This window comes from Persicobacter diffluens (assembly GCF_036244895.1).
Lineage (GTDB): Bacteria > Bacteroidota > Bacteroidia > Cytophagales > Cyclobacteriaceae > Persicobacter > Persicobacter diffluens.
On the sequence record NZ_BQKE01000001.1, the window covers coordinates 924533 to 938845 of the forward strand.

Below are 14313 nucleotides of genomic sequence, written 5' to 3' on the forward strand. Positions count from 1 at the left end.
GCAATCTAATAAAAAGGAAATCAATAGCGTTCAAATAGTCGACGGAAACTTCTTCCGGTAGCAGCGCCTATGCCTCCCCAAAAAGCACCCATAAATCCGGTAATTACGAAAATAAATTTGTCCATATATTCCGGCAATTGAAAGAGCAAGGCGATTTGCCGGGAGAGTATTTGTTGGTTTTGCTGATCCAGCCAGATGGCATACGACAGCCATAGAAAACCAATGGCCAGAAAGCCGGTGGCAAAAGCACTTTTGTTGAAAAGAAAAGCGACTATGGCGGTAGCAGGTAATATGATCCAAAAAGGGAAAAACCTACTTAGAAAGCCGCTAATCACCACCATGAAAGTGAACTGTAGGAGGTTGTGCAGGCTATTTGACTTTGGCCTGAATATGTTGAATTTCATAATTGCTTGTCGCATTAAAGTTTTTGAAAAAAGGGATCTCCCGGTATTGGCCGTTCACCCATTCCTCTACCTGATTTTGGTAATAGGGGCTCGCTGGATTGCCGGAGGGCCCACCGGGGTAAATGCCCCACATTTTGTTGCCCTCCGGATGCAATGCGGTAATCATACGCCAGGAGGGGCCATGCCGTTGGGTGGCCGCATTAATGGAACCGGCATTTCCTGCCACAGGAGCGGCAATGTTGAAGGCTTTGATTCTGGTTAAATGTTGCAAATAGGTGCCCTTATACGCTGCCCATTCTAATTTTTTACCACTGATCTCTTCCTGCATTAATTTGTGCATAGCATTTTTGAATGCCAGCTGAATAATGGCCGGAGCATCTTCCTTTTCCGGGGTGGATAGTAAATCAAAAAAGTAAAAATCAGGATTTTCTTTCAAGATTTTGATGGTGGTATAATGGGAAGGTTTCAATAGCGGAAGTCCTTTTTGGTCCCATTCATCATAGAGTAATCGGTAAAGCTCCTTCCACCAGGCGGCATAAAAGGTGGGGGCTTTTTCATAGGCCTCATTATGAAAATCCCAGTTTTTAAGCGCTAAAAATGCTTTCTGGTGAAAGTGGGGTAATCCCTCCGTATTGATTTGATTTAGCCAAAAGGGAAGACTTTCAGCGGCCTGCAGGTTGAAGTTATCATTTTGCATTTGCATCATTTCCGATACGGACCATTTTTCCTTTTCTTCCAGCAATTGAAAAATTCGGCGATTTCGATAATACTCATATTTTTTCGCGGTAATGAAATAAGGGTAGGTAGAATCTGCCGGATGCTGGTTGGCCGAAAAAACGAAATTTCTTTCCGGTTGGTATTCAAATACATTTTCCTCAAAAGGAATATAAGTTTTCCAGCCATTCTCAAGACTGTTTCCTTCCTGTAAAAAACGCCCATTATGATTGGTTCGGGCCGGGAACTTCCCATGGACGTGCATGGCGATCTCATTGTCCACTGAGGCAAAGACGAAATTTTGCGCCGGCGCCTGGTAATAAGATAGGGCCGTCTTAAATGCTTCATAATTTTTCGCCCGATTGATTTTATAAAATGCCAATACTTCATTACTGGGGTCATGGGCAATCCATCGGTAAGCGTAACCGGATCGGGCTTCCTCAGCGCGGTAGTGCCGATCATAATAAACAGGTCCAAAAGCAGTATACTTTACCGTATCCACAAAATCTTCCTCGTCTCTGATTTTGATAACTTCCAGCCGATTTTCTACCGGTGTGGCTTTTCCGTCTAAGAGATATTGATGTTGCTGATCGTCTAAAAAGGTAATGCGGTACCAATCCACCAAATCCCTTTGCGCATTGGTGACGCCCCAGGAGATATGATCGTTCATGCCGATGATGATGCCGGGAGCACCGGGCAGGCTGGCGCCTATCACATTGATGTCCGGTGACTGGAGTTGTATCATATACCAAAGGGAAGGAAGGTTAAGTCCCAAATGTGGGTCATTGCACAGGATGGGATAAGCTGTTTCACTTTTATTACCATTGACGGCCCAGTTGTTGGAGCCATTTAATGGGTTTGGACCTTCATCTAATGGCATATTGATATAGCTGAAGGGGATTTCAGCTTCCTGTAAATTGGTGGATTGTTTCCATTGGTTGGTTTTGTTGACGATGGGGATTTGCCCCTTTTCCATCAGTGGATAGAGCAGGTCAAAATTCTTCTTTCCTAACCAGGCTAAAGCGTTAGTATTTTCCAAATCTGCATTGGAAGAAGAAAGGCTTTCTGCCATATATTTCAAAAGTAAAGCTGATTTTAAGGGGCTCCAGGCTTCAGGTCGGTAACCGATTAACTTATACTCAATGGGTAGATCTTTTTTGTTGAGCTGATCAATATAGGCATTAACACCGGCGGCATAGGCCTTTAGCATATTGGCGGAAGTCTCCACGGACATAAAAGCGTCCCTTGCTTTTTCAGCCGCATATAGCATTCCTTTTCTTCTCTGTCCCCGATCAAACTGGAGAATCAGCGAGTCTTTTCCCAATATTTCAGAAAGTCTGCCTGCTGCGGCCATGGTTTGAAAATCCATTTGCCAGAGCCGATCCTTGGCCGTCATATAACCCTGCATATAGTACAAATCCCAATCGGATTGGGCGAAAATATGTGGGATGTGGCTGGAGTCCAATGCGATGTCTACCGATTGGCGAAGGTCTTTGGATTTTATGGTTTTCGGGCTTTTTAAACCAGTGTTGCGTGGAGTAGCATTTTGCCAGAAGCCTTCAAAAGGATTTAGGAAGTGTCCTAATGCCGGGACTTTGCCCCAGGGCCGATTTAAACTATAGCCTAAGAAAATGGAAAGTCCTAAAAGGAAAAAGAAGCGTATGACTTTCATGAGGAGGAATTGATTAGGTTAAAAAATTACAGCAATGCCTAAAAAATATCAAATTATTTGGGTATTTTCCTTAACCACAGACTGATAAAGCCGCTTTAAAAAGGCGTTTAATGATATCAGTTGGAAAAACTAAACCCAAAATTTGAATCCCTATGAATTATACAGAAGGTATGCTTCGCCCTGAAGCATTAAGCGGTAAGACCATTATTGTGACCGGTGGCGGTACCGGATTAGGAAAGTCCATGGCCCATTATTTTTTGCAATTGGGCGCCAATGTCGTAATCTGTTCCCGAAAAATGGAAGTGTTGGAAAATACTGCAAAGGATTTGATGGAACGCACAGGCGGGCAGGTGTTGCCTGTGGCTTGTGATGTGCGGGAGGTGGAGCAGGTGGAGGCGGTGATTGCCGCGGCTGATGCTAAATTTGGAGGCGTGGATGTTTTGCTGAATAATGCAGCCGGAAATTTCATTTCACCCACTGAACGTTTATCCGCCCGTGCTTTTAATATTATTTTGGATATTGTATTGAAAGGAACTTCCAATTTTACTTTGTCAATGGGGAAATACTGGATGGAAAAAGGTCGGCCGGGGAATATACTGAATATTGTGACGACTTATGCCTGGACGGGTAGTGGTTATGTGGTGCCCTCTGCGGCGGCAAAGGCGGGCGTTTTGGCGATGACAAGATCGCTGGCGGTCGAGTGGGCCAAATATAATATCCGCTCCAATGCCATTGCGCCCGGTCCTTTTCCAACAGAAGGTGCCTGGAGCAGGCTGCTGCCCGGAGAATTAGCGCAAAAGTTTGATCCTTCCCGGAGGGTGCCGCTAAAAAGAGTAGGGGAGCATCAGGAACTGGCTAATCTGGCCGCTTACTTGGTGTCGGATTTTTCGGCCTACATTAATGGCGAGGTGGTGACCATCGATGGGGGAGAGTGGTTGCAAGGTGCTGGTGAGTTTAATGGCCTGGATCGGATTACCCCTGAAATGTGGGATATGTTTGAGGCGATGAGAGGAAAGAAAAAATAAAAAAAAGGCTTCCGGTTTTCGGAGGCCTTTTTTTTAGCCGAATTATGGGTGCTTCAATTATCGAATAGCTGGCAGTCTGTAAAATGAAGGAGGAGTTCTCTGTTTTGAGCTACTCCAATGCAATAGAAAAATGGGCAGAAAGCAAGCTTGCACAAATTTAGGCTATTAAGTATTCAGTCGATACGAATGCAATGCACTGATCGCGATTCGGTTAAAGCAGATGACTAAATCTGGCGGTAAATAATTCTGGCTAAGTGTTACAATTGGATCTTGTGCCTAGTTCTGAGGCTTTAATTTGTCTTTAAACTTCTCCCTAAGTTTTTGAACCTTCGGCGCTACTACAAAAGTGCAATAAGGGTTTTTATCAGAGTTTTCATTGTAATAGTTTTGGTGATAATCCTCCGCAGGGTAAAAAGTAGTCGATGCCGATACCTCCGTCACAATAGGATCATCGTACAGACCTTCCTTATTGAACTGGTTTATGACCTTTTCGGCCGTCGCTTTTTGGGTGGGGCTATGGTAAAAAATGACCGAACGGTATTGCGTACCAACGTCATTTCCCTGTCGGTTTAGCGTAGTTGGATCATGGGTGGTGAAAAATACCTCCAGAATTTCTTCGAATGAAATGATTTCCGGCTCAAAGGATACCTGCACCACCTCTGCGTGTCCGGTGAGTCCGGTGCAAATTTGTTTGTAGGTAGGATCTTTCACCTGCCCTCCCTCATAGCCGGATACTACCGTATCTACGCCATGTAATCTCTGCATTACTGCTTCCACGCACCAGAAGCATCCTCCGCCTAATGTGGCAATTTCCATGGGTTTTTCTTTTAGTTCGATTTGTGATTGACTTTGTCCCCAGACATTTATTGTGCTAAAGACCAGTAGTGGAATAAAATAGATTAAAAATTTCATTTGGGTTTCAGTGTTGATTGTATCACATAAGTACGAAATAGCGCAAATAATTGATGAATAATTGAAAAAAATTAAAAAAATATGAGGTTTTGTTGTTGTGGCGTATAATTAAATTGCTAAATTTAAGTTCAGTAAAATTTAATTTTAAGTTTAGTGAACCCGAGGTAATTAAATTTCGTGAACAGTGATTATTGCAGAATTAAAATCCTCATTTTAAGGGTAGGCTTATGAGTAAACAAGAACCCCATTCAGAAAAACCGGAAGGTGAGCAACAGATGTTCGCCATGGTGATGAGTGAAAATGATCGTGCCTGGTACGTAGTTTTCATGACAGAGAAGGAGGCGGATATTTATCATCCGCACACAACGGATTTATTAGAGTATGAAGAGTTAAGAAAGACGGACTATGAAGCCTCATTCGTGCGTTCATTGTCACTGAAATCTCGAGATTCTTTGTTGTCGGGTCAATTATATAAATTTGCTAAAAGAAGTTATTCAACATTCATTTGATATAAAGATCCAATTGCGTTTTGTTCTACATCATGAAAGTCATTCAGTAATGAATGGCTTTTCTTTTTTGGGCATTAAAAAAAATGGTGGAGTATAAGCTGCATAATGCATGGATAAATTTAGCAGCAAGGTGGAAAAAAGGAAGGGATTTTCACCTTTTCAAGTTTTCTCAAGGAAGCAGATAATTGAGGGGGAAGCCAGTTTGCTAAAATTTGGGCTTTTCAAAATTTAGTAAATTCAACTGCATTCCACAGATAATAAGCCTTAAGTGTGTTCTTGCGGAAATTACGTTGAATGTAACGAGATAAAAAAAAGCCCCTGAAATTCATCAGAGGCTTGTACCTAAGGCCGGGATCGAACCGGCACTCCCGAAGGAACACGATTTTGAGTCGTGCGCGTCTACCAGTTCCGCCACTCAGGCATTTATTTAGCTTCCGAAGAAGCATGGTAGAAGATTGTTTTGAAGAGGAACAATCAAACCTCAGTACCTAAGGCCGGGATCGAACCGGCACTCCCGAAGGAACACGATTTTGAGTCGTGCGCGTCTACCAGTTCCGCCACTCAGGCATTTATTTAGCTTCCGAAGAAGCAAGGTAGAAGATTATTTTGAAGAGGAATAATCAAACCTCAGTACCTAAGGCCGGGATCGAACCGGCACTCCCGAAGGAACACGATTTTGAGTCGTGCGCGTCTACCAGTTCCGCCACTCAGGCATTTATTTAGCTTCCGAAGAAGCAGGGTAGAAGATTATTTTGAAGAGGAACAATCAAACCTCAGTACCTAAGGCCGGGATCGAACCGGCACTCCCGAAGGAACACGATTTTGAGTCGTGCGCGTCTACCAGTTCCGCCACTCAGGCATTTATTTAGCTTCCGAAGAAGCAAGGTAGAAGATTATTTTTGAAGAGGAACAATCAAACCTCAGTACCTAAGGCCGGGATCGAACCGGCACTCCCGAAGGAACACGATTTTGAGTCGTGCGCGTCTACCAGTTCCGCCACTCAGGCATTTGTTTAGCTTCAGAGGAAGCAGGGTAGAAGATTATCTTTGAAGAGGAATAATCAAACCTCAGTACCTAAGGCCGGGATCGAACCGGCACTCCCGAAGGAACACGATTTTGAGTCGTGCGCGTCTACCAGTTCCGCCACTCAGGCATTTATTTAGCTTCCGAAGAAGCAGGGTAGAAGATTGTTTTGAAGAGGAACAATCAAACCTTAGTACCTAGGGCCGGGATCGAACCGGCACTCCCGAAGGAACACGATTTTGAGTCGTGCGCGTCTACCAGTTCCGCCACCCAGGCATGTTTTAGCTTCCGAAGAAGCAAGGTAGAAGATTATTTTTTAGAGGAACAATCAAACCTCAGTACCTAAGGCCGGGGTCGAACCGGCACTCCCGAAGGAACACGATTTTGAGTCGTGCGCGTCTACCAATTCCGCCACTCAGGCAATTGCGCTTAGCTTTTAAAATTTGCTTCGCTTGTTTCGTAATTGGGATTGCAAAGGTACGAGCAAATTCCTTTAATGCAAGCGTTCAAGGATGGTTTTTTGATCTTTCTTAGAACAATTCTTTTAAAATCGTCATGTTCAGATCCTTAAAATCCTCAATGGTCATGTCGCATTCCCGAAGCTCATAAGCTGAATGGGTGGTGGTTACCCCAATGACTTTGGCGCCTGACCTTTTAGCGGCTTCAATGCCTGACATGGAATCTTCAAAAATGATGCATTTTTCGGTAGGAAAGCCTAATTCTTGTGCACATTTAATGAAAACTTCCGGGTTAGGTTTGCTGAAGGTTATTTGAGCGTCATCCACTATCACATCAAAGGCATTTTCCAAATTAAGCTTTTGAAGGGTAAAGGCGACATTATCCATAGGGGCGGAGGTGCCGATCGCGATGGGTACCTCATTTCGTTTTAAATGATAGACGAATTCCGCCACTCCTTCGACAAAAGCTTCCTCTTCTTCGAAAATTTTCCGAAAAATAGCTTCTTTTTCAAAGGCATAATCGGTGAGCTCTTCTTCAGCAAGTTCCCTTCCGAAAACAAAGGGAATCCAGTCTGCATTGGTTCTTCCAAAAACATTCCGGATCAGGCTTTCTTCCTCTATTTCCAGACCATGATTGGCTAAAAATTCTCTTATGGCTCCACGGTGGGCATTATTACTGTCAATAATGACCCCGTCCATATCGAAGATTACGGCAAAATTACTCATGGATATTCTTTATTAATTTTAGCCTGTCAACTTGTAGAAATGTTTAGGCGTGGCCTAATAATTTTTCAATAAGTTGTATTAGGATGTGAATGATTTTGATGTGGATTTCCTGAATGCGATCAGCATATCCAAAGTGAGGGACACGAATTTCGATGTCTGCCATACCCGCCATTTTGCCACCATCTTTACCGGTAAGGGCTACGGTGGTAATGCCTTTGGCCTTGGAGGCTTCAATGGCATTGATTACATTTTGAGAATTGCCGGAGGTACTCAGTCCTAACAGCACATCTCCTTTTTGTCCCAGGCCTTCTACAAAGCGGGAAAAGATATAATCAAAGCCATAGTCATTGCCCACGCAGGAAATATGGGAGGTATCAGCAATGGCCAGGCCAGCGAGAGACGGGCGTTCATCACGGTACCTACCTGAGAGTTCTTCCGCAAAATGCATGGCATCACAATGACTTCCTCCATTTCCGCAGGACATCACTTTTCCACCATTTTTAATGGATTCGGCCATTACTTCCGCTGCGGCCTTAATATTTTTGATGTTTTCCGGATTGCTCAGGAAATCATTCAATACTTTTTGTGCTTCCTCTAATTCTGAGGAGATGATTTTTTCAATATCCATAATTTATCCGATGGGATAACTAAAAAAGGAATTCTTCAAGATTATGAGTGCCGGGCGCCTAAAGGATTTTACACTTCCTCGGCAGGTTATCTTTTGCCTGCTCAAATATTAAATATTTTTGAAGGATGATAAATCCTTTTTGCTTTGGTGTATATTTTTTTCCGAATTATTCTCCGCTAAAATCAGGAGCTCGTATTAATGGCTTTTATTCAAATCAATAATAGCCAAATTTGGGCAAGCTTGCTTTCTCCTCATTTCTCTGATTCGTTGGAAAAAAATGAAATGGACAAATTCCTTCATTTTCCAGCCTTGCAGCTCAAAGAGGGTTTAAGCAGGAATAATTCGGAGTAAGTGTACCAAATTGCCACAGCTTTACTCAGGCTTGGCAACCTAAGAAAAAAAAAGCTAAGAATGAATAATGAAATTGAAATGAGGACATAAAAAAAGCGTCATGGGTTTCATGACGCTTTTTTTATTTTTTTAGATCGCACTTACATTGGCCGGGCGGTGAATTTTTTTTACCAAGCCTTGTAATACTTTTCCTGGTCCGGACTCCACAAAGTCAGTGGCACCGTCTTCTACCATTTTCTGAACGGATTGCGTCCATTTTACCGGAGCAGTCAACTGAGCGACCAAATTTTGCTTGATGGTCTCTACATCCGTAGCTGGCGCAGCAGTAGCATTTTGGTAAATTGGGCAGGAAGGGGCGCTGAAGTTAGTGGCTTCAATCGCTGCTGCTAATTCTTCGCGTGCAGGCTCCATCATTGGAGAGTGGAATCCGCCACCCACAGGAAGTGGTAATGCGCGTTTTGCTCCCGCCTCTTTTGCTTTTACGCAGGCGGTTTCAATGCCTTCTTTGGAACCTGAAATCACCAATTGGCCCGGGCAGTTGTAGTTGGCTGCCACCACATCTTCCACTTCATTACAAAGGGTTTCTACCTGCTCATCGGTTAAACCTAAAACCGCCGCCATGGTTGAAGGGTTGATTTCGCAAGCCTTTTGCATGGCTGCAGCACGTTGAGCTACCAGCTTCAATCCATCTTCGAAAGAAAGTGCTCCCGCAGCTACCAGGGCAGAAAATTCACCCAATGAGTGACCGGCCACCATTTCAGGAGAGAAATCTTCCGCCACCAATGCTTTAATGACAGAATCCAAGAAAACCGCTGGTTGGGTAACATTGGTCTGCTTTAATTCCTCCGCAGTGCCTTCGAACATGATGTCCGTAATTCGGAAGCCTAAAATTTCATTGGCTTGTTCAAAAAGTGCTTTTGCCTTTTCGTTAGTATCGTAAAGTTCCTTGCCCATGCCAGGAAACTGAGCTCCCTGACCGGGGAAAACATATGCTTTCATAGTGATATTATATTGCTTTAAAATTGGCGCGCTAAATTAGGGCGCAAAAACTTATTATTGAAAAAATTAACAAAAAAATGGAGTGTAGAAACGGAAACTCCTTTTAGCTGAATTTAAAATCTTGATTAAAAAATTATTATCTGGGGCGAAATTCGGTAATAAATTGATTTTCTGCAAATTTTAGATAATAGGTGGTTCATCTTCAGGTAATAGAGCGACCACGGGTGTTCCAGTGTAATTTTATATATTTTCCTGGCATGAATCAAATAACATGACCGGTCACTTTAATTAGTGAACCTCGTTTTTTCTGGAATTGAGGTTGGGAGTAAGAAAAAAAAGGGTGCAGCGCTTATAACATGAGCAGGTAATCAAAACCTGTTTACTTAGCTTTCTTCAGGTGAAATCATAATAAATCATTTCTGAAAATTCGTGCAATTTGAGGTCATGACCTCCTCTTAAAAACCATCATCCATTGGAGGTGAAATAGTACTTTCGAGGAATGACTAAGTTTCAGTTTTGATAATATGGCTGAGTACTCCTTTTAAAGGAATCGCTGTTGTAATTCCGGATTCGGGAGGCGGCAGCTGTCTTGTTTTCCGAACCAGCGATATCGGTTTTGAGCGATGAAATCATATATAAAATCCCGGATGAATTTGGGGAGAAAAAATCCCGCACTGAGCAGGCTGATAGGGAATTTTAAATGCCTGGCCACCCGAACAGCTGCTTCGCTTTTTTCATACCATTTATTGCCCTGAATCAGAACGACGGAATCCAGTTCCGTTGGTGCCGGGTGATGCACTTCTTTCAAAAGTTTTTGCCCCACCTGAGATTGCAGGGAGGCAAAAACAAATTTTTTATCCGGGTCATGATCAATGATAAAGTTCACGGCCCAGGAACAGAGGTTGCATACCCCATCAAACAACACGATCATTTTACGATCCTCACCCATCCTTTGTATTTCTGCTTTTTCATACTTTGGTCCAATACATCAAACTCTACTTCAACCTCATAGAAATAAGTGCCGGATTCCAGTTCCGTGCCTCCATTTGTTTCTCCGGTCCAGTTGATATTAATATCGGTACTCGGGTCGCTCAGGGATGCCTGATAATCATATACCATATTCCCGGATGGCGAATAAAATTTAATGTCTAAGGCTTCAACGAATCGTGGACATTGCTTGTTAGCCTCCTCCATATTTACATTGCCCTTCAGGATGATTTCTCTGGTCAGTGTGGAGAAAGTATCATTGATGCCATCAGCATTAGGGGTGAAAATATTCGGAAGAATAAAGAAAGGGCAATTGTCCATACAAACGATCTCCGAAGGAGGTGAGGCGTTACCGCTGCGATCAATGGCTACTATATAGTAGCAGCCTTTTAATGATGGAAGTCCCTGGTGAACGAAGGAGGTCGTTATGGTAGTGCCCACCAATTGGAAATCTCCTTCTTGTTGCTCGGAGAAATAAACCTCATATTCCAGGATGTCATTCTGGCAATCATTTCCACTCACTTGAGGTTCCCAGCTTAAGAAGTTCTCAAATGTGATGGGTTGGCAATTGTTCTCTTCAAATAGCTTTTCACAATGTTCCAGTTGATCCACACTGTTCACAATAAGCGTAAGCGGTTCACAGGGAGGAATGCCGTCATTTAAGCGGCCGCACTCCAGTTGCGTTCTGTTGATCAATGGGCTTTCCACCTTTGGGTTACCATAAGAGCCTTTTGTCTCTACATAATAACAATATTCTCTTCCCTGAATGAAATCCGGGTCCAGGTCTGTAAAGCGCAGTCCTTCTTTGGTCACATCCACGGAAGCATAAAATTCTACCGCAGTGGTGTCGTCCGGGTTTACATGATTGCGAAAAATCAGGTGTGTTGGGTGTTCGGAAACGTTAATACTCCAGGGTACATCACCATTCCAGCTCAGGTCCATACGATCGCCTTCGGATTGTAACCTTAAACGGATATTGGAGGCAGGCGCACTGAGTGGTAGCTCTTCGTCAGGAGGGCTGGTAGCTGCAATCGCCCTCACCTGATAGGTATATATTTGTTCGAGAGTATTCAGTCCTGTATGGGTGAAAGTAGTATCTGTCCCTGCGTAAATAGGGTCGTTGCTGATTTCACCATTTTCCACGGTAAATAATTCATAACGGTAGGGAGGTTGATATAGGGCCGGGTCGGCATCAAAAGGGGAGGTCCATTTGATCATGATTTCTCCATTGTCCACAGAGGTAAGCTCGGGAACCACATCCACATTGGTGATCAGTGAAGGGAATTTACCTTCATATGGGCCTATTTCTATGCACATTTCTTCTGAGGCATAACTTTCCCCTCCCTGATTATCGGTGAAGACAATCACTATCCGATAGCAATAAACAGAGCCAAACTGCAAATTGTCATCATCCACAAAAGTAGTTTGTCCATCATCCCGCCTTCCGATGAGTTGATAGTCCGAGCCTTCGGGGATGCCCGTTTCACAATTGTCCGGTTCGAACTGATTTTCGCCCACTTTCCGGTAAATGAGCATAGAAGTCGGTCGCACCGTCCCGCAAGTGGAGCTGTTCGCGTAGTCTTCCCATTCTAGTTCTACCGTTCGGTCATCCACCAATTCGGCGCGTTGGAGAAGGGGCGCCGGGGCAACCACTTGTATGAAATAAGTCTTAAAGGAAGCCAGTGGGACTTCCTGAGAATTCCTTCCGGTCGGGTCATCCGAGGCTTTGAAATGCACCTGGTAAGGATTTCGTCTTACTAAATTACAATCCGGCGTCCAGACGAATTTGCCCACCGTGGGGGAAGGCTGAAATCCCGGGCCTGCCGGAGTGAAAGAAGCTTGTAGATCCGGTGGGTAAATATTTTCAAAAATACCTCCGAAGGCCTCCAGTTTGATAGGGTCATTATTGGGGTCTATCGCTAAAATGTCGGCTTCAAGGGTGGTGTTGGCTTCAATACAGGTATCTGCAGGAATCAGAATTTCCGGGGGCTCATTATCACACAGCTCAACAATAATCTGCATGTCGCGGGTAACATAGCCCATCGGTACGAATTCCCCCGAGCCCAATTTTCGCCACTCAATTACTTTAAAGGCAATATTGTATTCTCCTTCTTGTCCCGGGGAATCCCAGATTAAATCGCCAGTGATGGGATCCATGGCATAGGTGGCCGCAGCTCCCGGGTTGTCTTGTGGAGAGCCATTGAATACAGGGTCGTTTGGGAAGCGATAGCCATCTACCGGACGACCGACATCCTTTTTGTTGACGGTTAACTCAAAAGAAAGCGAATCTCCATCGGGGTCGAAAGCCCCCGGGTTATGGAAGAACGTTACTCCGGTACAGCCGCGATCAATAGGAGGGATTAGCATGCGGATGGTTTCATTACATCCCAGAAAGGGATCAATGATGATTTGGGTCTCTACATAAAAAGGCGTGTTAACGGAGTTGATCATGTTCACCACATCGGCATTTCTGTTGAATTCTTTAAAGCCAATGATATATTCTCCCGGGCCGGGGAAAGTATGTTGAATCACAAATTCGGTTAGCCCGACTTCAGGACTTAAGTCGGTTTTGTTGGTGAAGTCGTTGGGATTTAATTGTAAAATTTCAGAGCCATCACCAAAATTGATCTCTCCACCTCCAAATTGAACGTCAGATCCTTTATCCGTATATCCGGTAATCGTGAATTCATAGGTGAACTGCGCACAATTTATGACGCGTGCCGTGATTTCTCCTGCGCGTATGTGAGTGGCCTCGGATAGCTTTGGGGAAAAAAATAGGAGTAGCGTGAAAATCAGTACGCTCACTCTAAGGTTAATGCAGGTTAATTTCAATTGAGTACTGTTTTTAGATGATAATGATCAGACCCTCTAATTGACCTAAAAATAAAGAAGAAAATAGATTATTGGAAGCCATAAAAGGTTAAGGCCGCTATAAATATTAACTTACTACTATATTTTTGTCTCAAATATTACTTACGATTCCCTTGCTGCTGAGTTGGTTAAAAAACATTCTCAAATTTGAAAAATATTGATAAACCTGCCTAGTTCATCAAATAGTTCCTTTTTCGCAGGCCTTGGAAATCTCTTGTTTAGAAATGTTCAAAATAATTCGATTATGATGCAACTCATAATTGAGAAAATGTCACAGATGTATCTTTGAAGCGAGTTAATTATTTTCCGGTTAATGTTCATTTAAATTTTTAAAGATGAGTTGGGTAAAACAAACGCTTAACAGCACGTTAGGCCAAAAAGTGATCATGTCCCTGACAGGACTATTCTTGGTTACTTTCCTGATTGTACACCTTATTGGAAACCTTCAGATTTTGAAAGGTGATGAAGGGGCTGCATTTAACACATACGCAGCATTTATGTCCACCAATGGATTGATTCACGCAGTTTCCTACGGGATGTACGCAGCAATTATCGCGCACGTACTTTACGCGATTACTTTGACTTTGCGTAACAAAAAAGCGCGCCCGGTTTCTTACGCTGTTCAGGACGCTAAAGCAAACAGTTCATGGGCATCTCGCTCCATGATGTTGTTGGGTTCTATGATTTTGGTATTCTTGGTATTGCACCTTTACCATTTCTGGGCTCGCTACAAAATGGGTTGGATTCCTTACGAATTCAAAATGGTGACCATCGAAGGTGTTCAGTACCGTGATATCGCTTCATTGGTAATTGAAACTTTCAAGCAGCCAGTAGCTTTGGCCATTTACCTTATCGGTATTGTTGGTTTGGGTATCCACTTGAACCACGGATTCCAGTCGGCATTCCAAACTTTGGGTTTAAACCATAAGTCCTACAATAAATTCATCAAAGGATTTGGCGCTGCATTTTCGGTAATCATGGCTATTGGTTACGCGATCATGCCATTGTACATTTTCTTTAGTTAATTGAGATCC

General features: G+C 43.4%; 11 protein-coding genes and 8 tRNA genes. 3 read left to right on the plus strand and 16 right to left on the minus strand.

The annotated features are described in order from the left end of the window. Positions 1-20 precede the first annotated feature (20 nt). Both AAA970_RS03885 and AAA970_RS03890 read right to left on the minus strand, forming a co-directional pair. Positions 21-404, minus strand: coding sequence for a hypothetical protein (locus AAA970_RS03885; RefSeq protein ID WP_338236043.1), 384 nt, complete (start codon positions 402-404; stop codon positions 21-23). Continuing rightward, on the minus strand, positions 370-2790 hold the full coding sequence (locus tag AAA970_RS03890; protein ID WP_338236044.1) for a penicillin acylase family protein: 2421 nt from the start codon (positions 2788-2790) through the stop codon (positions 370-372). Before AAA970_RS03890 ends, AAA970_RS03885 begins: the two co-directional genes overlap by 35 nt. Positions 2791-2942: 152 nt before the next feature. On the opposite strand from AAA970_RS03890, the gene AAA970_RS03895 reads away from it, so the two are divergent. Continuing rightward, positions 2943-3815 (plus strand): SDR family oxidoreductase, encoded by an 873-nt coding sequence (locus AAA970_RS03895; protein WP_053404090.1) that lies wholly within the window; start codon positions 2943-2945, stop codon positions 3813-3815. A gap of 276 nt (positions 3816-4091) precedes the next feature. Here AAA970_RS03895 and msrA read toward each other — a convergent pair whose 3' ends face one another. After that, positions 4092-4631 (minus strand): peptide-methionine (S)-S-oxide reductase MsrA, encoded by a 540-nt coding sequence (msrA, locus tag AAA970_RS03900; RefSeq protein WP_338237700.1) that lies wholly within the window; start codon positions 4629-4631, stop codon positions 4092-4094. Positions 4632-4954: 323 nt separating this feature from the next. Between msrA and AAA970_RS03905 the strand changes: the two genes are divergently transcribed. Continuing rightward, positions 4955-5236 (plus strand): hypothetical protein, encoded by a 282-nt coding sequence (locus AAA970_RS03905; protein ID WP_053404091.1) that lies wholly within the window; start codon positions 4955-4957, stop codon positions 5234-5236. Positions 5237-5575: 339 nt separating this feature from the next. Here the strand turns inward: AAA970_RS03905 and AAA970_RS03910 are convergent. The 13 genes from AAA970_RS03910 to AAA970_RS03970 form a co-directional block, all read right to left on the minus strand. Beyond that, positions 5576-5657 (minus strand) — tRNA-Leu (locus AAA970_RS03910). Between the two features lie 64 nt (positions 5658-5721). Continuing rightward, positions 5722-5803, minus strand: a tRNA-Leu gene (locus AAA970_RS03915). A 64-nt stretch (positions 5804-5867) separates the two neighbouring features. Beyond that, positions 5868-5949: transfer RNA gene (locus AAA970_RS03920), tRNA-Leu, on the minus strand. A gap of 64 nt (positions 5950-6013) precedes the next feature. After that, positions 6014-6095 (minus strand) — tRNA-Leu (locus AAA970_RS03925). Between the two features lie 65 nt (positions 6096-6160). Further along, positions 6161-6242 (minus strand) — tRNA-Leu (locus AAA970_RS03930). A gap of 65 nt (positions 6243-6307) precedes the next feature. After that, positions 6308-6389, minus strand: a tRNA-Leu gene (locus tag AAA970_RS03935). A gap of 64 nt (positions 6390-6453) precedes the next feature. Continuing rightward, positions 6454-6535, minus strand: a tRNA-Leu gene (locus AAA970_RS03940). A gap of 63 nt (positions 6536-6598) precedes the next feature. After that, a tRNA-Leu gene (locus AAA970_RS03945) sits at positions 6599-6680 on the minus strand. A gap of 109 nt (positions 6681-6789) precedes the next feature. Next, positions 6790-7443, minus strand: a complete 654-nt coding sequence (locus tag AAA970_RS03950) for an HAD-IA family hydrolase (protein WP_060685613.1) — start codon at positions 7441-7443, stop codon at positions 6790-6792. A 43-nt stretch (positions 7444-7486) separates the two neighbouring features. Continuing rightward, positions 7487-8071 carry a D-sedoheptulose 7-phosphate isomerase gene (lpcA, locus tag AAA970_RS03955; RefSeq protein ID WP_338236045.1) on the minus strand — a complete coding sequence of 195 codons (585 nt, stop codon included), beginning with the start codon at positions 8069-8071 and terminating at the stop codon, positions 7487-7489. Positions 8072-8551: 480 nt separating this feature from the next. After that, entirely contained in the window at positions 8552-9421 is an 870-nt protein-coding gene (gene fabD, locus AAA970_RS03960; RefSeq protein WP_338236046.1) for an ACP S-malonyltransferase, read from the minus strand. Positions 9422-9962: 541 nt separating this feature from the next. After that, positions 9963-10370 carry a thiol-disulfide oxidoreductase DCC family protein gene (locus AAA970_RS03965; RefSeq protein ID WP_338236047.1) on the minus strand — a complete coding sequence of 136 codons (408 nt, stop codon included), beginning with the start codon at positions 10368-10370 and terminating at the stop codon, positions 9963-9965. Then, complete coding sequence (locus tag AAA970_RS03970) at positions 10349-13240, minus strand: T9SS type B sorting domain-containing protein (RefSeq protein WP_338236048.1); 2892 nt, start codon at positions 13238-13240, stop codon at positions 10349-10351. Before AAA970_RS03970 ends, AAA970_RS03965 begins: the two co-directional genes overlap by 22 nt. 374 nt (positions 13241-13614) lie before the next feature. On the opposite strand from AAA970_RS03970, the gene AAA970_RS03975 reads away from it, so the two are divergent. Then, the gene (locus tag AAA970_RS03975) at positions 13615-14304 is read left to right on the plus strand and encodes a succinate dehydrogenase/fumarate reductase transmembrane subunit (RefSeq protein ID WP_060685618.1); all 690 of its coding nucleotides are present in this window, start codon (positions 13615-13617) and stop codon (positions 14302-14304) included. Positions 14305-14313: the final 9 nt, after the last annotated feature.